This is a genomic window from Zeaxanthinibacter sp. PT1, assembly GCF_028464225.1.
Classification (GTDB): domain Bacteria; phylum Bacteroidota; class Bacteroidia; order Flavobacteriales; family Flavobacteriaceae; genus Zeaxanthinibacter.
The window spans coordinates 1,384,336-1,408,274 of the sequence record NZ_JAQPCN010000001.1; the positions used below are offsets into that span (position 1 = coordinate 1,384,336).

Consider the following 23,939-nt stretch of genomic DNA (forward strand, 5'->3'; position numbering starts at 1 on the left):
CTTATTATTTCTTATTTACGCTGGTGATGTACTTTTGCAACGCCATGGTCATGGACGGAGTTTCAGGGGTAGGTGCCTGTATATCTATCCTCAGGCCTGCACCCGTGGCAGCTTGCACCGTAGAGTTCCCGAAGACAGCGATCCTCGTGTCGTTCTGTTCAAAATCCGGGAAGTTCTGCAACAGGGATTCAATTCCTGAAGGGCTGAAGAACACCAGGATGTCATAATACACATTCCTGAGGTCAGACAGGTCGCTGATCACGGTTTTGTAAAAGATACCTCTTTTCCAGTTTAACTTAAGTTCATTCAGGGTTTCCGGCACAATAGGCTTAAGGACATCTGAAGAAGGAAGCAGGTAAGATTCGTCCTTGTATTTCTTTAATAAAGGAACCAATTCCGCAAAAGTCCGCTTTCCTACATAGATCTTACGCTTACGGTAAACCACGTATTTCTGCAGGTAGTATGCAACAGCCTCAGATTGACAGAAATACTTCATAGTATCCGGCACCTTGAAGCGCATTTCTTCCGCGATCCTGAAGAAGTGGTCGACTGAGTTCCTGCTGGTCAGGATTATGGCCGAAAAATTATGAAGGTCGATTTTCTGTTGCCGGACATTCTTGGCATCAACGCCTTCCACGTGGATAAAAGGCCTGAAATCTACTTTTACCTTTTCTTTTTCGATCAGTCGTAAATAAGGCGAATTCTCCATTTTAGGCTCCGGCTGCGAAACCAAAATTGTTTTTACCTTCATATGAGCATCATTTGGTTAGAGCGTTCACAAATATCACGATTGGTGCAATTTCGAGTGCGCAAAGGTACAAAATAAAATAGAAAAACTTCGTGGTAATTTCTTTTTGATAGTTTTTAAGAATGGTGACCCAACCTACTAGATTCACGGCGATAACAAGGAATACTGTAATATAGATCACAAGCCTGGAATCCTTAAAAATATACACCAGGCAGATGTTGGCCAGGAATACGATAATACTGCTGTAAAATAGATAGGAAAGTTTCTTAAAGATCAGCTCGGAGACCAGTTTAGTATTGTTGAAGAAAAATCCGTTGGCCAGTTGTAAAAATAATTTGATCAGCGAGAAGGTCAGCAATAGCCCAAATATCACGATATAGAGAAAAGGAAATATTTCTTCGGCAGGGTCTTGCCAAAGTGGCCTGCAAAGGTAAATGAAGAGGGAGTAATTAAGTAACTGGAAAATTCCGAATAGGATATTGAAGCCATTAAACAGCCTGTCTTTTTTATTGTACATAAAGATGTACTTGTTGTTAAAAGGCAGTATGATAAAATTCAGGAACCTGGCATAAGACACCTGCTTTGCGACCACGGCAAAGAATAGGCTGGCAAAGATCACTACAGTGATCCAGTCCGTTGATACCATTGACCTGCTTATGGGTTCCATGATTCGTATTTTATATTCTCCCCGTTGATAGCCCAATATAAATTGTTTTCGGAGATGGTGATCTTAAAATAGCCGGGATCCTCTATTGGGGACTCAGGCATATTGAAATAAAAAGAAGTAGTATCCTTTCCTTTCAGTAGTAATTCTTCTTCTTCCACCGGCCGGACAGGAAGAGGCTGTATCTGCTGAACCTGTTTATAGTGATTTAGAAAGGTGATCCCGAACTTTAATGAATCGATGGGGATGGATTGGGGATAGGGGTTATAAACCTTCAGTTCGGCCTGCCCGTCTCCTGCAATCCCGGCGTCCTCCACCGTGGTACCCAGCCTCCTGAACGATTGGAAATCTTCCATGAATTTCCCGTAAAGGGTACGTCCCTTCGCGGTCTGGTATTTTATGTCACCTTTTTTATACGTTTTGGCGATGTACAGTATTTTTTCACCTCGAACTCGCTCTTCAGAACCATCGATAGTATATTGGTTCTGCCGATATTGTATGTTATTCAGGGAGAAAGACGGGATACCGGAGTAAAATTCATACATAGGTGCTTCCCGGTAAGAGTTTTCGAAGACTACCGGGGTTTCCCCGATCTGGGATCTGATAGCCGACACCCATTCCCGGTTGCCATGGGTCTCAAAGGTGATAGGGAACAGGGGGGCATACATCAGTCCTACCCGGAGAATACATATTATCACCAGGTTAGCTATCCCCATCCGCATGATCCATTTCCTGTCCTGGGAGGAAATCAACATGTGGTTATAGACCAGCACAACCATTGGGATGCAGATTACGATGATCCACTGGGTCTGCACCCTCCGTTGAAAACTGGAGATAAAAAAGAAGATCAGAACCCCGTAAACCAGGAATAATAAGGCTTTGTGGAACAGGTCCTTAGACCTGGATTTGAACAGCGATCTATATATCCATGGGAAGGTGAGCCCGAACAGGGCTACCAGGTTGATAAAATAACCCAGGGTGAAATCATTGAAATCATAAGCGCGGTTGGGTCTTTCAAACAGGTGGTATTTGAGGGAAACAAAATTGTTCTCATAAAGCCAGAAGAAATGCGGGCTATAGCACACTAAGGCTACGATCACGGCCATCCATGCCTTGCCACTTCTCAACAACTTCAGGTTAGACAGCAACACAAAACCAATGACCAATACCGCGTGATACTTGCTGTACATCAGGGCTGCCATGACTATCCCAAGCCCCAGGGCTAGTAGCAAGGACTCTTTTGTTAGGAATTTCTTGTAGAGCCATAGGAATAAGGCGGTGAAGAACAGAAGGGGGGTATCCGGTAATGTGAAAAAACCGTAGGCATTCAGCAGGGTCATGGAGGTGACAAGGACAAAGAAATGCCAGACATATTGCTGTTTTTTCACCGTATCCACCATCAGCCAAAGCAGGTAGAGAGTTGCTGCAGAGAGGATGCAGCTGACAAACCTAACCCCCAGTTCACCATCGAAGAAGAAGTTGCTGATTTTTATCATCAGAGCCACCATGGGAGGATGATCAAAATAACCCCAGGCGAGATCCTGGGCGTAATACCAATAATAGGCTTCGTCAAATAACAATTGAGTGAAATGGCTCTGGACCATGTTCAATGCAAACAGCAGGCCTAGCAGCCATAGTAATAGGGTAGGTGATTTAGGTTTCATCCGCACTTCAGATTGGCGTCAAAATTACAATTTATTGATTGGAACAGCTTGTTTAAAGAAACGATAAAATCAGCGGGGTATTTCTTTGACGCTATTTTAAGTACTATTTTTACCCAAATTATGCGAGTGCATGGCCGACTGCTTAGTGATCATCCCGACCTATAACGAAATTGAAAATATAGAGGCTATAATCAACGCTGTCTTTGAACTGGATAAGGGATTCCATGTGCTGATAGTGGACGATAACTCCCCTGACGGAACTTCTGAAAAGGTCCGGGACATGCAGCTGCAGTTCCCGGAAATCTTACATCTGGAGGTGCGTAAAGAGAAATCCGGACTTGGAACAGCCTACATTCATGGTTTTAAATGGGCACTTGCCAGGTCTTACCAATACATTTTTGAAATGGACGCCGATTTCTCTCACCGGCCTTCAGATCTTCCAAGACTTCTGCGATCCTGTAAGAATGGTGCAGACCTTGCCATCGGTTCGCGTTACACCAAAGGGGTAAACGTAGTCAACTGGCCCTTGTACAGGGTATTGTTATCTTATGGGGCTTCCTTCTATGTGAAGTTGATCACGGGAATGCGAGTACACGATCCCACGGCAGGTTTCATCTGCTACAGACGAAAGGTTCTCGAAACTATAGACCTCGACGCTGTAAAATTCATTGGGTATGCCTTCCAGATCGAGATGAAATACCGTGCTTACCTGAAAAAATTCGTCATAGATGAGGTTTCCATTATTTTCACGGATCGGGAAAAAGGGAAGTCTAAAATGAGTTCTTCCATTATCTGGGAAGCAGTTTTCGGGGTTATTAGTATGAAGCTGCGTAGCCTGTTTAATCGCAATGGTTTTTAATATGAAAAAGATCTTACTAAAGAATGCCTTAATCATTAATGAAGGAAAACGAAGGGAGGCCGACCTGTTGATTGATGGGAGGGAGATCACCCGTATCGGGAAAGACCTCAGTGACCCCCAGGCAGAAGTGATCGATATTAAAGGTAAATACCTGCTACCGGGGATCATCGATGACCAGGTACACTTCAGGGAACCGGGATTAACCCATAAAGGAGATATTGCCACGGAAAGCAGGGCCGCAGTTGCCGGGGGGATCACCACCTATATGGAGCAGCCCAATACGCAGCCCCAGACCACCACCATAGATCTCCTTGAAAAAAAGTTTGGTCTTGCCCAAGGTCGTTCTTACGCTAATTACTCCTTTCTTTTCGGGGGTACTAATGATAATCTTGAAGAACTGAAGAAACTGGATAGAAATGCCTGTTCCGGGGTTAAACTGTTTTTAGGGTCATCTACCGGTAATATGTTGGTGGATGACAAAGAGGTCATCGAAAAGATATTCCGCAATACAGAAATGGTAATCTCGGCACATTGTGAGGACGAAGATACCATCAGGAGAAACCTGGAAATTTACAAGGAAAAGTACGGCGATGATATTCCGATCAAATATCACCCTGTCATACGAAGCGAGGAGGCCTGTTTCCTCTCGTCCTCACAAGCTATTTCCCTGGCGAAGAAAACGGGCGCCAGGCTGCACGTTTTCCACCTTTCAACTGGGAAGGAAACCGACTTATTCCGCAACGATATCCCGCTAAAGGAGAAGAAGATTACGGCAGAGGTCTGCATTCATCACCTGTGGTTTTCAGATGCGGATTACGATAGTAAAGGAACGTTGATAAAATGGAACCCGGCGGTAAAAACCTCGAGGGACCGCGAACAGCTATGGGACGCACTCTTGGATGACAGGATAGACGTAGTAGCCACCGACCATGCTCCTCATACCTTTGAAGAGAAGGATAACCCTTATATCAATGCGCCATCCGGGGGTCCATTGGTGCAGCATGCCTTGCCGGCTATGATTCAAAAATCCAAAGAGGGTAAGATCAGTCTTGAGCAGGTCGTTCAAAAAATGTGTCATAACCCGGCCATTCTGTTCCAGGTAGAGAAAAGAGGGTATATACGGGAAGGTTATTATGCAGACCTGGTTGTGGTAGACCCGGAAAAATCCTGGCAGGTCGGATCCGGGAATATCTATTATAAATGCGGCTGGTCTCCTTTTGAGGGAGTTACTTTTGACGCATCGGTGACTCATACCTTTGTCAATGGGAAGCTGGTGTATAAAGAAGGGCGTTTTTCTGATATCAGACCCGGTGAGCGATTAACATTTAACCGATGATCATGAACAGTAGGCTTGTATATATATTCCTTTTATTCTTGTTCGTTGCTTGCGGTGAAGAAGTAATCGAACAACCGGAAAACCTGATTCCGAAAGAAAAAATGACAGAGATGCTGTATGAGCTGGCGATCCTTAACGCGGCCAACGGAACCAACCCGGCATTGCTGGAAGAAAGGGGTGTGGAAACCATGTCTTACCTGTATAAAAAGTACGATGTTGACAGTGCCCAGTTCGTAAACAGCGATATTTATTACGCTTCAAAACCGCTGCAGTACGAAAGTATGTATGAAGATATCGAAGCCCGGATCAAGGCAGTCAAAAAACAATTGGAAGACGAGCGAAAACGGAAAACGGATAGTATTAAGAAGGCTGCTGAAGACAGGGAAAGTCCTGTTGATAAAAAAAAGGACTAATTACATTCCTATTCCTGCAAGTACTGCTTTGCGGAGAATTGAATGGATGAAGTTATCGGCTCATAAGTATAATCAAGTTTTTCTTTTACCTTACTAGTATCAAAAATAACCTGGCTTCTTAAAGAGGCTACCCGGTCCCTGGTCAATTTTCGACTGGATCCCGTAAGTCTTGCCCGTAACCAATCCAGTCTCCAGGCGATCTCCAGTACCCAAAGCGGAATTTTTTTTGTTGGCGGAGCTACGCTCAGGGCGCTGCTTAACATTTTTAGAAGTTCCTTATAAGTCATATTCTGGTTGACCAGGATGTACCTTTGGTTACGCTCGTTTTGCTGCATAAGACTCATCATGATTTTGACAACATCGTTCACCCCTATGACCCCGGTACCCCCGGGTGGATAGAATGCCCGCCCTTTAGCGGCAATATCAAAAAGCTTTCCGCTGCTTCGCTCCCAGGAACCTGGTCCTATGATCAGGCCGGGGTTAACAATCACAACAGCCATCCCTTCCTGCGAACCTCTCCAGACTTCCATTTCCGCCCCGTGCTTGGTGAGGGCATATACGTTGTTCACAGGGGTGAGTAGTTCATCTTCTTCTGTCGCTACTTCATTGTTTACAGGACGGCCAATAGTAGCGATAGAACTTACGTAACACATTTCCTTAACCCCGGACGCCAGGCAAACGTTGACGAGGTTGGCCGTCCCCGTAATATTTGCCCGGCGAAGTGCACGGTAATCCCCCGGGTCAAAAGAGACCAGGGCTGCGCAATGATAAACGGTTTCTATTCCCTGCAGGGCATTTTCCAGGGAAGGGATGTCTAGTAAGTCTCCTTTTATCCACTGCAATTTTTGCTGTAATTCCCGGGGGGAATGACCATAATACTCCCAGGTCTTATATACCTGCTTCTGCCCTGCCTCATCTCGGTAGAGCGCACGGACTGCCATTCCCTTGTTGAGAAGATGTAAGAGGAGGTGAGCGCCTACCAATCCTGTTCCGCCGGTCACAAAAATCATGGCTCAAATGTACTTAATTCGTGTCGATATCTCCACCTAATGGGGAATCCGGCACAGGATTTCTTTTATATTTGCAGCAACCTTTTAAAAAGATAAGATAGCATGGTTTCTAACTTTGTGGAAGAACTGAAATGGCGGGGAATGCTTCACGACGTAATGCCCGGAACAGAAGAACACCTTTTAAGCGGGATGCAGTCTGCCTACCTGGGGATAGATCCAACAGCAGATTCTTTACACATCGGTCATATGGTAGGTGTTATGATGCTGAGACATTTCCAGTTGGCGGGGCACAAGCCTTTTGCTCTTATCGGCGGAGCTACGGGAATGATCGGGGATCCTTCCGGCAAGTCTGAAGAGAGAAATTTACTGGATGAAACCACCTTGCGGATGAACCAGGAAGCGCTGAAAGAACAACTTTCAAGATTCCTGGATTTTGATAGCGCTACAGATAATTCCGCAGTCATGGTGAACAACTATGACTGGATGAAAGATTTCACTTTTCTCGATTTTATCCGTGACGTAGGCAAGCACATCACAGTGAACTACATGATGTCTAAAGATTCTGTCAAGAAAAGACTTTCCTCGGATGCTAAAGAAGGAATGTCTTTTACAGAGTTCACGTATCAATTGGTCCAGGGATATGATTTCCTGCACCTGTATAAAAACCACAATTGCACCCTGCAGATGGGAGGGAGTGATCAGTGGGGTAATATCACCACCGGTACCGAAATGATTCGGAGGATTGAAGGTGGAAAGGGATACGCCCTAACCTGTCCCCTGATCACCAAGGCAGACGGGACCAAATTCGGGAAGACCGAGCAGGGAAATGTATGGCTCGATGCACACAGGACCTCTCCCTATGCCTTCTATCAGTATTGGCTGAATACCTCCGATGAGGATGCTGAAAAGTATATCAAGATATTTACCTTCCTTTCCCGGGAAGAGATTGAAACGCTGATTAAGGAACACCAGGAAGCTCCTCACCAGAGAAACTTGCAACGAAGGCTGGCCGAAGAAGTTACCGTAATGGTGCATTCGCAGGATGACCTGGACAAGGCCATCGCTGCCAGTAATATCCTGTTTGGGAAATCTACTTCGGAAGAGTTGAAGGAGCTTGACGAAAACACCTTTTTGGAGGTGTTTGAGGGCGTACCCCAAGCGGTGGTAAGCCGTACGGAAATTGAGGAAGGCCTGGATATAATTGCGGCCCTGGCCGCCAAAACCGGATTTCTCAGTTCTAATGGAGAGGCGCGGAGAGAACTGAAACAGAATTCTATTGCCGTGAATAAAGAAAAGGTCAAAGAGGGTTACAACATCAGTGGTACAGACCTGATCAATGAAAAATACGTGCTGCTGCAACGAGGGAAAAAAAATTACATGGTTCTGGTGGTCGAATAAATTTTCGGCCCTGTCACTCCCGGGTGGCAAAAGCTTACTATCTTAGATAAATGGAGGTTTACAAACATGAGGTAGTCAGCGGGATCAATGAGATGTACGGTGAACTGTTGCGTTCCTGGAAATCATTTGATTCCATAGCAGCTCACCTTGAGGCCTTGTCTTTGCGACTGTGGGAAGAAGTGAGCCAGGGAAATCCCCTGGCTTTGCAAGAAGTGCGGAACTATCATTGGAGCCATCTTGGGCAAGCTGTAGAAGTTTTGAAGAATGCCGGATTGACCGAGGCCGACTGTAAGCAGACCATAGCTAATGAATACGGTTATCGCCGATGGTCAGAAGTGAAACATGTCCGCTACCCTTACCATGTTAATTTTGAGAATTCTGTCGAACTACTGCTACAGGGTGATGAAGCGGGATTACGAGAATTATTGAGCGGAGACCCTGCTTTGATCAACCAGAAATCTCAATACGGGCACAGGGCAACCCTGCTTCATTACGCCGTGAGCAACGGGGTAGAGCTATGGCGGCAGTCTGTTCCCCTGAACCTGCCCCGATTGGTGGAATTTTTGTTGGATAACGGTGCAAATCCGCGGGCCAAAATGAAGGTCTATAATGGTGAGTATACAGCCTCCGAATTACTCATGTCCAGTGAACACCCCCGGGCGGCCGGGGTACTCTCGGATCTCCGTGATACTTTTAACAAAGCTGTTTTATAATACCATCAGGTTACAACCCCTGATGTCCGAATGGTCAAACCGGCCAAGGACTTCAAAACTCCCGTCCTGGTATATTTTCCCCAAATCCTGCGTGGCTATAAAACTGCAGGAATCAACATTGGCCAGGTCTGTTATATTAAGTCCCCCGGAACGTCCATCAGCCTGCCAGCTCAGCGGATCTTCCGGATCCCTGGCGGCAACCCTCATCCATGGGGGGCAGTTAAATCTACCTTCTCCTTTAGAATAGGCCTGTGAAAGCAATTCGGTCATCCCGTATTCCGAATGGATACGCTCTGTTCCGAATCCCTTCTTTAACAAGCGGTGCAGTTCTTCCCTGACGAGTTCCTTGCGCCTTCCTTTCATCCCGCCGGTCTCCATAACCATGGTGTGTTCTAATTGCATGGGGTGTTCTTCAATAAAGTCGAGCAGGGCAAAAGAGACCCCGATTAGCAGTGTTGGGATCTTTCGTTCTTCCAGTGACAGTATGCGCTGCTCCAGAGCGTCTAATTCGTTGAGGTAAAAACCGCTTTCGGGATACCGGCTTCCGGCGATCATGTCAGCGACCATATATACCAGGGACGAACCGCTTCTCTCCAGGTAAGACGGTAATAAGGCAAGGACACAATAGTCGTTCACATCGCCATAAAACAGTCTGAAAGCTTCCCTGAAACTCTGCTCATAGACAGCCAGGCGCAGCACCTTATGTCTACTGGTCAAAGCCCCGGTAGTTCCGCTACTCGTAAACACGGCCTCGGCCTTCCCGCTGCCGCTAAAAACCTCTGCCGACTTAAAAAATTCAATGGGCAGGTATGGAATTTGTCCCGGTTCGGAAACCTTGGACGGACTCCTGTCCAGCAGATCGCAGAACTGCCGATATATCTTGTTCTCTCGGTGCTGGTAGCGAAAGATTTCCATTGCGGCAGCATCGAATTCTTCGGAATTGGATATGCTGAAAATGGTCCGGGTATCCATAGTTGATTTTGAGAGAAGCAAAAATAGGAAAATAAAAAGCCCCACTTAATGGTGGGGCACGGTCAATATTTCTGGAATCTCTTTATTTAACGACAAGCTTACGAGACATGGTCTTTTCATTTTCCCGTAGCTGCAATACATATACACCGGGAACGAGTCTGGAGATATTTAATGTCCCCGTTGCAATTCTTTCTCGAAGAATTATTTTGCCAAATACATCAAATACAGTTACCTGTTTATTATCGTAATTCCCACTGTTGATATAAACTACATCATCAAAGGCAGGGTTGGGGTAAATACTAAACTCTGTTGAGTCCTTTTCCAGGTTCTTGTCCATGACACTGCGTTGCTGTGCAGAGACAGACCATGTGCATACCAATAGGAGGATAAAGTAGATTGTTTTCATGCTTGATTGATTTGGGGCTCAATAACAAAGTAAAGATAGGATACGCGTTTCGGAGAGGTCTCAAATTGTTGTGAACCCTAACTTTTTGTATGTCAACGGCTAAGGTAGTTTCCGTTCGTCGAAGAAATTGGTATTTGAACGAGAAGTCTTACAAGCTTGTAAGTGGTGATAAATGAGGAGAGTAGCTATTTAATCACCAGTTTCCTTGTGGCTATTTTGTCTCCTTCCCGCACCCTTAATACGTATACGCCGGAATTTAATTCAGAAAGGCTCAGTTCCTTGCCCAGGATAGTAGTCTCCAGGACCTGGGTTCCGAGGACATCATAGATGAGAATCTTTTTGGGCGCGTTAAGGCTGGTATTGATAAAGACCTTCCCCTCCGTGGCCGGATTGGGATACAATCGGAAGCCCGGAATATCGGCTTGGTTACCGGCATCCTGCCCGTAACTGAAAGCGACAAATAAGAAGAAAACTAGTAGGTAAAGGTGCTTCATACACTAAGGTCTACAAATAGTGTACCACAAAGATATAATTTTTAGGGTGTTAGCGAGAGCGAAGATGAATTATATCCGATTTTTTATGAACCGGAAAAAACTGTACTCCTACCCTTGTTGAAGAATCGTAGTGTTTATTCCTTAAGTTAGTCGTATTGTCTTGTTTCATTGGGCTCACAGCCTGTTTTCATGAACAGGGAATGAAGGAGTATAAAATTCTGAGCGTGACTTTATTAACAATAAGACAATGCAGGATTTTTTATACTTTTTAGTATTATATTTACTTTTGAGCATTAAAACCTCGCGCAAACCCCATGAAAAAACAGGATATAAAGATTCTTCTTGTAGACGATGAACCGGACATTTTAGAGATTTTATCATACAATCTGTCTGCAGAGGGATACCAGGTGTTCACTGCTGAAGACGGGGCGGAGGGTGTTGAAAAGGCTAAAAAGAAAAAACCCCACCTGATCATCCTGGATGTGATGATGCCGGAAATGGACGGAATAGAAGCTTGTGAACGCATCAGGAAGACTACAGGCCTGGAAAATACGATCATCACATTCCTGACGGCCAGGGGAGAAGACTATTCGCAAGTAGCCGGGTTTGAAGCCGGTGCTGACGATTATATTACCAAGCCGATTAAACCCAAAGTATTGGTGAGTAAGGTGAAAGCCTTGTTACGAAGACTTAAGGAAGACAATACTGAAAAAGAAGATATCCTGGAAGTTGGTAAACTGGTGATCAACCGCGAAGAGTACAAGGTCGTCAATAGAGGGGAAGAGATCATCTTACCTCGTAAGGAATTTGAATTGCTGGCCCTGCTGGCTTCCAAACCGGATAAAGTTTTTAAACGGGAGGCGATATTAGATAAGGTTTGGGGGCAGGAAGTGGTTGTTGGAGGTCGAACTATTGATGTTCATATCCGAAAACTCCGGGAAAAGATCGGGGATGACCACTTTAAAACCGTTAAGGGTGTAGGTTACAAGTTTGTTCTCTGATGGCCATCCGCTTAAAGAAATCGTATAGATTTGCCTTCCGTTCCTCCCTGCTGATCACCCTAATTTCTACCCTTATACTCCTTTCATTTATCTGGGTATTTGATCTGCTGCAGTATTGGAGCTTTCTCCTGCTCTACGCGACGCTTACTTTTCTGGTCTGTATGATCGTTCTGCAGATCCGGGTCCAGAAGTTTATTTATAAGCGAATTAAGAAGATCTACGATGATGTCACCCTCCTGGAGTCCTCTAACCTGGCGGCGGGTCCGATCACTACAGATATGCGAACCCTTACAGAAGAAATTGAGAAGTTTGCGAGGGACAAGAAAATTGAAATTGATACCCTTAAAATCAGGGAGGCTTACAGGAGGGATTTCCTGGGAAATGTCTCACACGAATTAAAAACACCACTTTTTACCGTGCAAGGATATATCCTTACCTTATTGGATGGAGCTATAGAAGATAAGCAGGTCAGGAAGAAATACCTGCAACGTGCAAATAAAGGTGTAGAGCGACTGATCTATATTGTAAAGGACTTGGATCTTATCACCAAATTAGAAATAGGGGACCTCAACCTGAAATACACAGTTTTTGATATTATAGAGCTGATCCAGAGTGTTTTTGACCTGCTGGAGATCAAAGCTTCAAAGAAAGGAATCGCCTTAACGTTTGATATGGAATACGAGAAACCAATCTGGGTTCACGCAGACCAGGAGAAGATCAGGCAGGTGCTGACCAACCTGGTTGTAAATTCCCTGAAATACGGTCACAAAGGCGGTACTACGGAGGTAAGTGTGGAGAACCTTATCAAGAACAAGGTAATCGTCAGGGTGACTGATAACGGGGAAGGTATGAGCAAGGAGCATATCCCCAGGATCTTTGAGCGGTTTTACCGTGTAGACCGGAGCGGAAGCCGCAAAGAGGGAGGGTCGGGACTTGGTCTGTCTATCGTGAAACATATCATAGAGGCCCATGGGGAAAAGATTTATGTAGAAAGTGTTCCGGGTGTGGGATCCGAATTTTCATTTACACTGGAGAAAGACAAAAACCCATCCGAGGCTGGCAAGGCGGTTTCCAAAGAATTATCTTAGTTTTGCCACCAAATATCCAGGTAGATAGTGGGAAGTAAAAATAAACTTAAACGTTTCAGGGAGAATGAAACTTTCGGGAACGTCATACAGCCAAGCCGTGAAGAAGTGGTATCCGGTAATTTTTCTTTTAAAGGAAAATGGGCAGAACACTTTGGTAATGAGAACCCCATAGTTCTGGAATTGGGTTGCGGTAAGGGTGAATACAGCGTTGGCCTGGCACGGAAATACCCCGAGAAGAATTTTATAGGGATAGATATTAAAGGGGCTCGTTTCTGGAGGGGTGCAAAGACAGCACTGGAAGAGAATATTTCCAATGTGGCCTTCCTGCGCTCACAGATAGAGCTGATCACCGATCTTTTCGCTGAAGCTGAGGTTTCAGAGATCTGGCTTACTTTTCCGGATCCGCAAATTAAATTCAAACGAACCAAGCACAGGCTGACCAACCAGGCATTCCTGGAAAAATATAAACAGGTTTTAAGTAAGGAAGGTTGTGTTCACCTGAAGACCGACAGCGAATTCCTTCATGGATACACCCTTGGCCTGCTTCAAGGCAAGGGGCACGAGATTTGTTATGCCAACCACGATGTATACAAGAATGAGGGAAGTCCGGAAGAGGTGCTCGGTATCCAGACATTTTATGAAAATCAGTACCTTGAGGCTGGTAAGGCAATTACATATATAAGGTTCAAGGTAAAATAATGACACACCTCTTAATACTGTTCTTCGTCACATTTTCTGCTGCATTTATGGCAACCGTGCCACCGGGCCTTTTGAATATGAATGCCGCGAAGACCAGTGTTAAAAAGGGTAAGATGAACGGGATTATCTTTAGTCTTGGAGTGAGTACCGTGGTAATGATACAGGCCTACATTGCCGTTCTGATCTCTAAATTTCTATACAGGAACCCTGAAGTTATAGATCTGCTCCTGAAAATGGCGATCCTTGTGTTTGCATTTTTTGCCATTTATTTTTTCCTTCTCGCAAAACGAGAAAAACAGGTCCCGATGAAAAGGGTGAAGGTCAGTAAAAAGAACAGTTTTTTTAAAGGGATGCTACTGGCGGCCCTGAACCTGCTGACTATCCCTTATTACAGTGGTTTGAATGCCATGTGGAATGCCTCGGGATGGATTAAGTTTAAAGTATGGGATATCACGGTATTTATCCTGGCTGCCGGCAGTGGGACATTTACAGTGCTGTACTTATATACTTTTTATTTTAATAAGCTGGAAGCAAAGACGCATCGTTTTTCCCGGAATTCTAACTACATTTTATCTGCCCTTATGCTCGTACTACTGGTCATTACAGTGATCCGAATTTTTTATACCTGAGAATAAGATGGCGGGCAAACAACACTTCTATGAAAAAGTTTACGAGCTGGCCAAACAGATCCCTTATGGAAGGGTGACTTCGTATGGCGCTATTGCGCGATGCCTGGGAGCGGGCAGGAGTGCCCGCATGGTGGGTTATGCGATGAATGCCTCGCATAATATGCCGGAAATCCCGGCACACCGGGTTGTGAACAGGAACGGCCTACTCTCCGGGAGACACCATTTTGACGGAACAAACCTGATGCAACAATTACTGGAAAGCGAAGGCGTAGAAGTTAAAGATCACCAGGTGGTCCATTTTGATGAACTTTTCTGGGATCCGGCTTCAGAGCTCCCGGACGATGCAATCCCGACCCATTGATAGACTCTTATGGTCATAGATTAGTTCTATCGCTTTTCACCCTTCAGACTTCTTAATTACAGCCCTATACTGTATCTTTGTTGTTTAGAATCATTATATATAAATAGTAAAGTTCCGGCCGGTTGATAAGGGCAGGACGGATCGGTAAACATAAAATATCAAGAGATTAATGAAGTTGGATAAACAAGCGATACTGAAAGCATTAGAGACCATTACGGTTCCCGGGGAGGGACAGGACATGGTGAGCAGTGGTGCTGTAAAGAATATTCAGGTATTCGGAGACGAGGTGATAGTAGATGTAACGATCAAGAATCCGAGCCTGCAGGCCAAGAAGAAGACAGAAGTAGAGATTCTGAAAGCCATCCATCGCGAAGTATATGAAAAGGCTAAGATTACGGTGAATCTCAAGGTAGATGCCCCTGCTAAACCTAAGGCAGCTTCTATAAAAGGTAAACCCATCCCGGGAATACAGAATATTATTGCAGTGGCCTCCGGAAAAGGTGGTGTAGGTAAATCTACAGTTACCGCTAATCTTGCCGTTACCCTGGCTAAAATGGGTTTCAAGGTTGGATTACTGGATGCAGATATATATGGTCCTTCTATGCCCATCATGTTTGACGTAGTCGGGGAAAAACCAAGGGCGACCAATGCAGACGGAAAATCTAAGATGTTACCTGTAGAGAGTTACGGTGTAAAACTTCTTTCCATCGGTTTCTTTACAGAACCCGACCAGGCCGTAATCTGGAGAGGACCTATGGCGGCAAAAGCACTGAACCAGATGATTTTTGATGCCGCCTGGGGCGAGCTCGATTTCTTGTTGGTAGATCTACCTCCGGGTACAGGTGATATCCACCTGAGTATCATGCAGGCTATGCCGATTACAGGTGCCGTGGTGGTTAGTACGCCTCAGCAAGTTGCATTGGCAGATGCCAGGAAAGGGGTAGCCATGTTTAAGCAAGAAGCGATCAGCGTTCCTGTATTGGGAATTGTTGAGAACATGTCCTATTTTACCCCGGAAGAGCTCCCGGCCAATAAGTACTATATTTTTGGGCAGGAGGGAGCCAAGAACCTCGCAGAAGATATCGGCGTGCCTTTCCTTGGAGAGGTGCCCTTAGTACAGGGAATACGCGAAGCGGGAGATGTCGGTAGGCCGGCAGCTTTGCAAACCGCGACTCCTACGGAGCAGGCCTTTGAGGAATTGACCAAAAACGTCGTCAGGGAAGTGGTAAAGAGAAACGATGCCCTGCCCCCGACAGAAGCGATAAAAATTACTACAATGGCCGGTTGTGCAGCCGTAAAAAAGAAATAATAATGACTTCAGAGGAATTAAGAACCAAAGTGGAAAATGCTCTTGATGAGATAAGGCCCTTCCTGCAGAGTGACGGGGGGGATATCTCGTTAGTTTCTATCGATAACGACACTCAGGTGAAGGTTCGGCTGGAAGGTGCGTGTGTCGGGTGTTCTGTAAACCAGATGACCTTAAAGAGCGGGGTAGAAATGACCATTAAGAAGCATGCGCCACAGATAGAGCAGGTAATTAATGTGAATTAAAACAATTGCAGAACTGCTTTTGGGGAGCCTGTGCTTCCTCTCCTCTTTTTTAAGCCACTCTTTTCATGATTAAAACAGATATATTAATAATAGGTGCCGGACCAACTGGATTGTTCGCAGTTTTTGAAGCCGGGTTACTGCAGTTGCGTTGCCACCTTATCGATGCCCTGGCACAACCCGGCGGGCAATGTGCCGAAATTTATCCCAAGAAGCCCATTTATGATATCCCGGGATTCCCGGAAGTTCTGGCTGGTGACCTGGTGAAGAACCTGATGCAACAGATTGCACCCTTTCAACCCGGATTTACCTTGGGCGAACGGGCCCAGACAATAGAGAAGCAAGAAGACGGAACCTTTATTGTAACCACGAATAAAGGGACTAAACACCATGCCCCTGTAGTTGCCATCGCCGGTGGTTTGGGAAGCTTTGAACCCCGGAAACCCTTATTGAAGGACCTTCCTAAATTTGAAGACAAAGGTGTTGCCTATATGATCAAGGACCCGGAAGTATACCGGGATCAAAAAGTGGTCATTGCCGGTGGAGGAGATTCTGCCCTGGACTGGACCATCTTCCTGGCCGATGTGGCATCCGAAGTTACATTGGTTCACCGGAGGAACGAATTCCGTGGGGCGCTGGACTCGGTTGCGAAAGTACAGGAATTAAAGGACCAGGGTAAAGTAAGGCTTATCACTCCTTCGGAAGTAGTAAGATTAACTGGGGAAGACCATTTAGATGGGGTTGTGATCAACAGAACTTCAGACCCGGCGTCTGATATCCACTTAGAAACTGATCATTTTATACCGCTGTTTGGGCTGAGTCCAAAGCTCGGGCCCATTGCCGACTGGGGCCTGGAAATTGAAAAAAACGCCATCAAGGTAGATAACACCCTGGATTACCAGACGAATGTTCCCGGGATCTACGCAATTGGCGATGTGAATACCTATCCCGGGAAACTGAAACTCATCTTATGTGGCTTCCATGAAGCCACCTTGATGGTGCAAAGTGCTTACCAGCGTATTCACCCGGACAAAAGGTACGTTATGAAATACACCACCGTGGGCGGAATCAATGGTTTTGACGGTTCAAAAAAAGAAGCACCGAAAGCTGTGGTAAAGAGTATCGATTAAACCGCGTTATAAATTAGAGAAGCTCACATGTCTGACATAAAGATTAAGATTACGGACCGGGAAGGGGTACTGCATGTTGTAGATGCACCAACAGATATGAACATGAACCTGATGGAGCTGGTACGTTCTTACGAACTGGCACCCGAAGGTACCATTGGGGTCTGTGGGGGAATGGCCATGTGTGCATCCTGCCAGTGTTATATCCGTTCTGATCACCATCTCCCGGAAAAATCGGACGATGAAGAGGCTATGTTGGCCGAAGCTTTTTACGTAGAAGCAGACAGCCGCCTTGGCTGCCAGATACACCTGGAACCCTCCCTGGACGGACTGGAGGTGACCCTGGCACCTGAAAGTTGAAAGGGGCATAGAACTGTAGGCGAGTTTTCGTAGTTTTAGCAAACTATTGAAATACCGGCCTTATGAGAATCCTCTTTTTCTTCCTTTTTATCTCCTTTTTATCCTGTAAAACTGAACAGCGATCTCCCGAAGTGGAACGCTGGGAAGAGCACGCAGCGAATACCACCATCATCCGGGATAATTTTGGCATACCTCATATTTACGGTAAAACTGATGCAGATGCCGTTTTTGGATTGCTCTATGCCCAGTGTGAAGATGATTTTAACCGGGTAGAACAGAATTATATCTGGGCAACCGGTAGGCTCGCCGAAGTTGAAGGTGAGGAAGCCTTGTACAGTGATCTCCGGGCACGGATGTTTATGAGCAAGGAAGAGGCCATTGAATATTACGAGAACAGTCCCGACTGGTTAAAAGAGCTTTGCGAGGCCTTTGCCGATGGGATCAACTATTACTTACACACTCATCCCGAAGTAAAGCCAAAGCTGCTTACCAAATTTGAACCCTGGATGCCAATGTATTTCAGTGAGGGCTCAATCGGCGGGGATATTGAGCGTATCAGCACTGAAAAAATTAAAGCCTTTTATGAAAAAACAGGGGAGTTACCCGTTGTACCCGAATCGGAATTGACCACTTTCGAGGAACCGGGTGGATCCAATGGTATTGCTATCTCCGGTGATCTCACCCAATCTGGTAATCCCATGTTGCTCATTAATCCACACACCTCATTTTATTTCCGGGGAGAGGTACATGCGGTAAGCGAAGAAGGTCTTAACGCCTATGGGGCTGTTACCTGGGGGCAATTCTTTATCTATCAAGGCTTTAATGAGCGCACCGGCTGGATGCACACCTCTACCTATACCGATGTTATGGATGAGTTCGTGGAAACCATTATAGAAAAAGGCGGTAAGCAGTATTACCGCTACGGGGAAGAGCTACGAGCCGTTGAAAGTTCAACGGTGAGCTTGCAGTACAAGGAGGGGGATAGCCTGCGTTCCCGTACATTCCCCGTTTACAGGACACACCACGGGCCTATTACCCACCTGCAGGATGGAAGAGCCGTGGCTTCTGCCATGATGTGGGACCCCGTAAAAGCCTTGGAACAATCCTATATCCGGACCAAGAAAAATGGGTATGAAGGTTTCCGGGAAATGATGGACATCCGTACCAATTCTTCCAATAATACGGTATATGCTGATGCCGAAGGAAACATTGCTTATTTTCATGGGAATTTTATCCCTGTAAGGGACGAAAGCTTTGATTATGAGAACCCTGTAGATGGCAGTAACCCGGCGACGGACTGGCAAGGCCTGCATACGGTGGATGAGAACATCCTGATCCTAAACCCGGCTAATGGCTGGATTCAGAACTGTAACTCGACTCCCTATACCGCCGCATTAGATAACAGCCCTAAGCGAGAAGATTACCCGGGATATATGTCTAAAGACCGGGAGAATTTCAGGGGGGTACATGCCATACGCTTGCTGACCGATAGAAAAGGATACACCATAGACAGCCTCATTAAACTGGCCCATGACCCGGTCCTGCCGGCTTTTGAAGCACTTATCCCGGGACTCGTTTCGGCCTATGATGCTGCCCCGGAACAAGGGAGCACTATGGCAGCAGCTATAGATACACTCCGTTCATGGGATTACAAGACGTCTGAAAACTCGGTCGCGATGACCCTTGCTCACTTCTATGGTACCCGTTATGGCGCTGAAGGTAATAGGCCTGAAGGGCTGAGTGACATGGAGCTGATGGAGTATTTTGGAACCTCCTCTCCACGATCGGAACGACTGCAGATATTCCGATTGGTTCTCGAACAATTACAGGATGACTTTGGAAGCTGGAGCATACCCTGGGGCGAAGTTAACCGCTACCAGAGGCTCAATGGGGATATCAGGCAGCCCTTTGACGATAACAAGCCGAGTATACCGATCGGGTTCGCATCCGGGCGATGGGGAGCACTGGCAGCCTACGGCGCACGCTACCATAACAATACCAAGAAGATCTACGGAACCCGGGGAAATAGTTTTGCAGCGGTGGTAGAATTTGGCCCAAAGGTGATAGCCAAAAGCATCCTGGCCGGCGGGCAGAGCGGGGATCCGGCATCTCCTCACTTTGATGACCAGGCACAACCATATGCAGATATAGAGTGGAAAGAAGTCGCTTACTATAAAGAAGATGTATTGCATCGGGCAGAAGAAAGCTATCATCCCGGCCAGCGAAGGAAATAATTACTCGGCTTCCTGTACGATAATGAGGGAAGCTTTGGAGCCGGTGGATAACAGCCACTTATTGGAATAAATAAGCTGTCCTTTTTCGTCGTACACATTCACTTGTGCGGTATTAGGCCCCGAAGATCCCTGGTTAAGGGCTTCAAAGTCTAAGCGGTTAAAACCCCGGTCCAGGGTGATATTAGTACCTTTAAAACTACCATCCAGCAAAATATTGGGTTCTACCACATGATCGTTGGCGTAGATCTTTACCCGGTCTCCGTCTACGTATTCGTGGTCCCTGCAAACGATCCCGACATATTTAGCTTTAGTGGTTATATCCCCCAGGTACATGTCCCCGAAATGTTTACCCGATGAGCCTTTTTCAGTATTGCCCACTTTGGGGTCGATCTTCAGATCAAAGCCGGCTTGTTTCAATTCTCGCTGTGGGAGCATCTGTACATTCCTTTCAGAAAGAGCATCATTGAGATTTACCGGGTTGGGGTCTTCCAGGATAGAGGGCATATTTAATGCATTGCTTTTATCCGGATTCTTATTCATATCCAGTTTTTCTCCCGCTTCAATCTTCAGCGGTTGGGACTGAGGAAGATCGGTCTGGGAATAAACACCTAGAGCACAGAAGCCAAACAATAAAAAAGCAAACAACCTCATAGCAGGGCCAATAATTTAGGGTAAAGTTAGCAAATACCGCGCCACGCCTGTTTAAACGGCTTGTTAAATTCGACGAACGTGATAATTGTATAGCTGCAATCTGTTGAAAGTGAGTTAGATCAGCTTCTGTGCCGGCCTTTAAACCTGATTTTTTCCTGCCATTCATGATCCCGGGCCGCAACTCGCCATTCGGCTATGACCTCGCCCTGTTCTACGACTTTCAGTTTGGGATATTTAGCAACGGTAGGGCAGATATGCATGGGAATCGCATAGATTATATCGCCTATAGCCAACCCCTTGCCCTTCTTTAGCTTAATGACCAAGTGCTCTTCACTCTGTGAGAGCTGCTCAGCATCTTCCTGTCCTAATAGCTTAGCCCTGGGGAATGACATTTCCGGAGCTATGGACTTGTGGCCCAGGTCCAGGCAGTAAAGTCCCTCGGCAGGCTTACTTAGTACCCGGGTCAAAAGCACGGCGGCCGGGAGGAAGTTAAGATCCGGGAATGAACTTGCATAACGCTCATCCCATAAAAGTGTAGTACCCGGGCTGCATTCCACGTCCTTTCTTTTGCAGTGTACAGGAAAGGTAGGTGATCCCCCTGCGATGATAACGGGCCTGTCCATGCCGGATTTTACCAGGGCATTGCACAGGTCAGTAACTTTTTCGAAGGCCTGGTTACAGGCTTTCTCCTGCCTCTTGGGATCAGAGAACCTCAGGTGCCCGTCATAGACATGCAGCCCCAATATGTTTAATCCTTCCTGTTTATGAATAAAGCGGTACAGGTCTTCAGCTTTTTCACCCGGCGCAATTCCGGTACGGTTCATCCCCACGTTCAGGTCCAGGTAAACATTAACGATATGTTCATCAGCCTCTGCTGCCTTGGCCAGGGCAATAGCCGTTTCTTTATGATCCAGCAAGGTTGAAAAAGTGGTTCCGGGGTATCTCCAGCAAAGCTCCAGGTACCTGTTAATATTGGGACCGACAAGCTGCATGGCCACCAACACATCCTTTACCTTACAGCGTCCGAGTAATTCCGCTTCCGCAAGTGTAGCACATTTAAACTTCTCTACTCCTGCTTCCTGCTGCATCCGGATGATCTCTGCCGTTTTGTGCGTTTTTATATGAGGTCTCAGTCGGGAGGTTTCGCCCACCATTTCGCACATCATTTTGATGTTGTGGGCAATCCGTTCAGGATAGACCAGGAGGGAAGGAGAATAACAGTTTTCCGGTTCGTTTAGTTGGTACCAGGGAAGTGAAGTCATGCTGCAGGAATTAGTTGAGTTAACGCTGCCGGTTCCCGGCCTGCCGTGACAGAAGACCAGTTACCTTCTACTTCAAAAATAACATAATGTATTTAAACCGCTTGTCTAGAACTCCAGGTCTAGTTCCTGTTCTTTGATCCTTCTTTCAAGTTCAGCTTCTTTGATCATCCTATTCGCCTCATCCAGGGCTTCGGCCGTAGCTTTTGGTGGCGTTTGAACATCTGCCCCTGATGGTTCGTAATGTAGTTCCACGTATACAGGGAAATGATCCGAACCAATTTTTTTGCCTCTCTCCATGTGCAGGTACCTGTAGTCTGGTGATACGAAAATATGATCCAGGGGCCAGCGCATGATAGGATTCTTAGCGTTATAAGTATTGTACAAGCCACGCCCTTTACGGATATCTAAAAGCCCACTTACCTCTTCAAATAATTCGGTAGTACGCGACCAGGCAACATCGTTAAAATCACCGAGGACGATCACCGGTAACTGAGAGCTCCGGGATAGCTTTGCAATGATCATCATTTCCGCATCCCTGGCTGTTGAAGTAGGGTTTTCCTGTGGCATCGGAGGGGTGGGGTGGATGCAGTACAGTTGAAGTTTGTCCCGTGAAGGTAATACCACTTGTGCATGTATTGAAGGTATACTATCGTGAACTAGATACTTTACCTTTTCCTTCCTAAGGGGTAATTTTGAATACAAGAGCATCCCATAGGTATTGTCTTTTGGCACTTCAACAGCATGTGGATACTTTGCATTCACCACCTCAGAAATGTTTTTCATCCATTCGTTATTGGTCTCTGTCAACAACAGTATATCGGCATCGTAATTCTCGATTGAACGAATCAGCGAAGCGTAGTCCTCGTTATCCTGCAACACGTTTGCAGTAAATATTTTAAACGAGGTTTTTCCCATTGGTTTTTCACTGTCCAATACCTCCAGGGAAGCCAGGGGTGTATACGGCTGTATCTTCACGCCTTGGTAGATAAAGCATCCAAGAAGTATGATTATAAAAGCGTAATCGCTTTTAGATCTTATATCAAAACGAATAAAATACGCCAGTAGAGCTGTAAGGGTGAGTAATGTGAGCTGTAAGTGGGTGAAATCAAACATTCGTATCCACCAATAATCTACAGCAACTATAGGTATGATGGTAAGGAGCACGGCGATGGCTCCGAAGACCTGTAAGAAGATCTTAAGTTTCATAGTGGTTCGGTTTTTTTAAATATAGTACTAAGTCAACTTACTAACAGACGTAATGAATTTAATTTTCATCGATAAACATTGAAAATGACCATAATAACTATACGAGTTGACCGTAAGGCTGCATTTTAAGTCCTGCTCACATTTATGGAATTTTGCTAAGCTTTTTTGCAGGGTCTGTCTAAATAAAGTAACTTTAATAAGCTGTCATCCAGTTTTTTATAAGTCATAAGCCTGGATTCTGCCCTCGCTACCTATACCAAGCAGGAACACATCTGAGAATTCCCCTATTTATATTTCACGTACCGGGTACTCCCGGGAATAATTGCTATAGTTATGAATCCTCCAATGTTCTTTCTGATCCTGATCCTTTTATTCCTCCTCGGAGGGATACGTGTTATTTTTGAATATAAAAGAGCTTTAAAATTCAGGTTTGGTAAGTATATCAAGACTTTACAGCCTGGTTTCCGCTGGATAATTCCCCTGGTAGAGACCATACAGGTGGTTGATATCCGAGTGATCACGATCAATATCATCTCCCAGGAAGTAATGACAGAGGATAATGTGCCTTGTAGTATAGACGGGGTGGTCTTTTTCAAAATAACCGATCCGGAAAAGGCAGTACTGGAAGTAGAGGAATTCAAGTTTGCCATCAGCCAGTTATCCCAGGCGGCATTACGGGATGTCTGTGGTAAGGTGGAACTGGATACTATCCTCTCCAAAAGGGAGGAGATGGGGCATAATATAAAACAGATAGTGATCTTGGCGACCAGTTCCTGGGGGATAGAAATCATAGATGTTAAGATCAAGGATATACAGCTCCCTGAAAATATGAAACGAATGATGGCCAACCAGGCCGAAGCTGAACGTTCCAGGAGGGCGAGGATCATCCTGGCGGAAGCGGAACAACAAGCGGCGGGGAAGCTGCTTGAAGCCGGTAAACTTATAGATCAATCCCCATCTGCCATCAAATTACGTTTATACCAGACCTTATCCAATATTGCGGCAGAGAAGAATTCGACCATATTGTTTCCATTCCCGGAAGAAGTATTGCCAAGGAATAAGAAGGATTGACTTAGAGGTCTCCTATAACAGAAAT

The 23,939-nt window shown here is 45.7% G+C and carries 26 protein-coding genes; 16 read left to right on the forward strand and 10 right to left on the reverse strand.

Going from position 1 to position 23,939, the window contains the following annotated elements; all coding sequences use genetic code 11:
• Positions 1–4: 4 nt before the first annotated feature.
• From PP178_RS06100 to PP178_RS06110, 3 genes are read right to left on the reverse strand one after another with little or no spacing between them, the layout of a single operon-like run.
• Complete coding sequence (locus PP178_RS06100) at positions 5–751, reverse strand: uroporphyrinogen-III synthase (protein WP_272593420.1); 747 nt, start codon at positions 749–751, stop codon at positions 5–7.
• Between the two features lie 7 nt (positions 752–758).
• Positions 759–1,415, reverse strand: coding sequence for a DUF4271 domain-containing protein (locus PP178_RS06105; protein WP_272593421.1), 657 nt, complete (start codon positions 1,413–1,415; stop codon positions 759–761).
• Complete coding sequence (locus PP178_RS06110; protein WP_272593422.1) at positions 1,403–3,076, reverse strand: ArnT family glycosyltransferase; 1,674 nt, start codon at positions 3,074–3,076, stop codon at positions 1,403–1,405. The genes PP178_RS06105 and PP178_RS06110 overlap by 13 nt, the downstream gene beginning before the upstream one ends.
• 130 nt (positions 3,077–3,206) lie before the next feature.
• Here PP178_RS06110 and PP178_RS06115 point away from each other — a divergent pair, with 130 nt between their 5' ends.
• Genes PP178_RS06115 through PP178_RS06125 form a run of 3 tightly spaced genes read left to right on the forward strand, consistent with a single transcriptional unit; the run spans position 3,207 to position 5,684 of the window.
• Positions 3,207–3,935, forward strand: coding sequence for a polyprenol monophosphomannose synthase (locus tag PP178_RS06115; RefSeq protein ID WP_272593423.1), 729 nt, complete (start codon positions 3,207–3,209; stop codon positions 3,933–3,935).
• Position 3,936: 1 nt separating this feature from the next.
• Positions 3,937–5,271 carry a dihydroorotase gene (locus tag PP178_RS06120; RefSeq protein WP_272593424.1) on the forward strand — a complete coding sequence of 445 codons (1,335 nt, stop codon included), beginning with the start codon at positions 3,937–3,939 and terminating at the stop codon, positions 5,269–5,271.
• Positions 5,272–5,273: 2 nt separating this feature from the next.
• A complete protein-coding gene (locus PP178_RS06125; protein WP_272593425.1) occupies positions 5,274–5,684 on the forward strand; it encodes a DUF4296 domain-containing protein in 411 nt (136 codons plus the stop codon).
• Between the two features lie 8 nt (positions 5,685–5,692).
• On the opposite strand, the gene PP178_RS06130 is transcribed toward PP178_RS06125, so the two are convergent.
• Positions 5,693–6,694 (reverse strand): NAD-dependent epimerase/dehydratase family protein, encoded by a 1,002-nt coding sequence (locus tag PP178_RS06130; protein ID WP_272593426.1) that lies wholly within the window; start codon positions 6,692–6,694, stop codon positions 5,693–5,695.
• 102 nt (positions 6,695–6,796) lie between these two features.
• Between PP178_RS06130 and tyrS the strand changes: the two genes are divergently transcribed.
• A complete protein-coding gene (tyrS, locus tag PP178_RS06135; protein WP_272593427.1) occupies positions 6,797–8,092 on the forward strand; it encodes a tyrosine--tRNA ligase in 1,296 nt (431 codons plus the stop codon).
• A 50-nt stretch (positions 8,093–8,142) separates the two neighbouring features.
• Positions 8,143–8,805: a hypothetical protein gene (locus PP178_RS06140; protein ID WP_272593428.1), complete on the forward strand. Its 663-nt coding sequence runs from the start codon at positions 8,143–8,145 to the stop codon at positions 8,803–8,805.
• Here PP178_RS06140 and PP178_RS06145 read toward each other — a convergent pair.
• The 3 genes from PP178_RS06145 to PP178_RS06155 form a co-directional block, all read right to left on the reverse strand.
• On the reverse strand, positions 8,800–9,777 hold the full coding sequence (locus tag PP178_RS06145) for an acyl transferase (protein ID WP_272593429.1): 978 nt from the start codon (positions 9,775–9,777) through the stop codon (positions 8,800–8,802). The two genes, PP178_RS06140 and PP178_RS06145, sit on opposite strands and share 6 nt — an antisense overlap.
• A gap of 82 nt (positions 9,778–9,859) precedes the next feature.
• Positions 9,860–10,183 (reverse strand): T9SS type A sorting domain-containing protein, encoded by a 324-nt coding sequence (locus PP178_RS06150; RefSeq protein WP_272593430.1) that lies wholly within the window; start codon positions 10,181–10,183, stop codon positions 9,860–9,862.
• A 185-nt stretch (positions 10,184–10,368) separates the two neighbouring features.
• Entirely contained in the window at positions 10,369–10,677 is a 309-nt protein-coding gene (locus PP178_RS06155; RefSeq protein WP_272593431.1) for a T9SS type A sorting domain-containing protein, read from the reverse strand.
• A 314-nt stretch (positions 10,678–10,991) separates the two neighbouring features.
• Here PP178_RS06155 and PP178_RS06160 point away from each other — a divergent pair, with 314 nt between their 5' ends.
• From PP178_RS06160 to PP178_RS06205, 10 genes are all read left to right on the forward strand, one after another.
• Positions 10,992–11,678 (forward strand): response regulator transcription factor, encoded by a 687-nt coding sequence (locus PP178_RS06160; RefSeq protein ID WP_272593432.1) that lies wholly within the window; start codon positions 10,992–10,994, stop codon positions 11,676–11,678.
• Positions 11,678–12,766: a sensor histidine kinase gene (locus PP178_RS06165; RefSeq protein ID WP_272593433.1), complete on the forward strand. Its 1,089-nt coding sequence runs from the start codon at positions 11,678–11,680 to the stop codon at positions 12,764–12,766. Before PP178_RS06160 ends, PP178_RS06165 begins: the two co-directional genes overlap by 1 nt.
• 27 nt (positions 12,767–12,793) lie before the next feature.
• Positions 12,794–13,465 carry a tRNA (guanosine(46)-N7)-methyltransferase TrmB gene (trmB, locus tag PP178_RS06170; protein WP_272593434.1) on the forward strand — a complete coding sequence of 224 codons (672 nt, stop codon included), beginning with the start codon at positions 12,794–12,796 and terminating at the stop codon, positions 13,463–13,465.
• A complete protein-coding gene (locus PP178_RS06175; protein ID WP_272593435.1) occupies positions 13,465–14,094 on the forward strand; it encodes a LysE family transporter in 630 nt (209 codons plus the stop codon). The genes trmB and PP178_RS06175 overlap by 1 nt, the downstream gene beginning before the upstream one ends.
• Positions 14,095–14,101: 7 nt before the next feature.
• Positions 14,102–14,455 (forward strand): MGMT family protein, encoded by a 354-nt coding sequence (locus PP178_RS06180; RefSeq protein ID WP_272593436.1) that lies wholly within the window; start codon positions 14,102–14,104, stop codon positions 14,453–14,455.
• A 169-nt stretch (positions 14,456–14,624) separates the two neighbouring features.
• Complete coding sequence (locus tag PP178_RS06185; protein ID WP_272593437.1) at positions 14,625–15,764, forward strand: Mrp/NBP35 family ATP-binding protein; 1,140 nt, start codon at positions 14,625–14,627, stop codon at positions 15,762–15,764.
• Positions 15,765–15,766: 2 nt separating this feature from the next.
• Positions 15,767–16,006 (forward strand): NifU family protein, encoded by a 240-nt coding sequence (locus PP178_RS06190; RefSeq protein ID WP_272593438.1) that lies wholly within the window; start codon positions 15,767–15,769, stop codon positions 16,004–16,006.
• Positions 16,007–16,071: 65 nt separating this feature from the next.
• Entirely contained in the window at positions 16,072–17,133 is a 1,062-nt protein-coding gene (locus PP178_RS06195; protein WP_272593439.1) for an NAD(P)/FAD-dependent oxidoreductase, read from the forward strand.
• A 27-nt stretch (positions 17,134–17,160) separates the two neighbouring features.
• A complete protein-coding gene (locus PP178_RS06200) occupies positions 17,161–17,490 on the forward strand; it encodes a 2Fe-2S iron-sulfur cluster-binding protein (protein WP_272593440.1) in 330 nt (109 codons plus the stop codon).
• 62 nt (positions 17,491–17,552) lie between these two features.
• Positions 17,553–19,724, forward strand: a complete 2,172-nt coding sequence (locus PP178_RS06205) for an acylase (RefSeq protein WP_272593441.1) — start codon at positions 17,553–17,555, stop codon at positions 19,722–19,724.
• On the opposite strand, the gene PP178_RS06210 is transcribed toward PP178_RS06205, so the two are convergent.
• From PP178_RS06210 to PP178_RS06220, 3 genes are all read right to left on the reverse strand, one after another.
• Positions 19,725–20,375, reverse strand: a complete 651-nt coding sequence (locus PP178_RS06210; protein ID WP_272593442.1) for a hypothetical protein — start codon at positions 20,373–20,375, stop codon at positions 19,725–19,727.
• A 119-nt stretch (positions 20,376–20,494) separates the two neighbouring features.
• The gene (locus PP178_RS06215; protein ID WP_272593443.1) at positions 20,495–21,637 is read right to left on the reverse strand and encodes a D-TA family PLP-dependent enzyme; all 1,143 of its coding nucleotides are present in this window, start codon (positions 21,635–21,637) and stop codon (positions 20,495–20,497) included.
• Positions 21,638–21,742: 105 nt separating this feature from the next.
• Positions 21,743–22,843: an endonuclease/exonuclease/phosphatase family protein gene (locus tag PP178_RS06220; RefSeq protein ID WP_272593444.1), complete on the reverse strand. Its 1,101-nt coding sequence runs from the start codon at positions 22,841–22,843 to the stop codon at positions 21,743–21,745.
• Positions 22,844–23,176: 333 nt separating this feature from the next.
• On the opposite strand from PP178_RS06220, the gene PP178_RS06225 reads away from it, so the two are divergent.
• On the forward strand, positions 23,177–23,914 hold the full coding sequence (locus PP178_RS06225; protein WP_272593445.1) for a slipin family protein: 738 nt from the start codon (positions 23,177–23,179) through the stop codon (positions 23,912–23,914).
• The last annotated feature ends 25 nt before the right edge of the window (positions 23,915–23,939 follow it).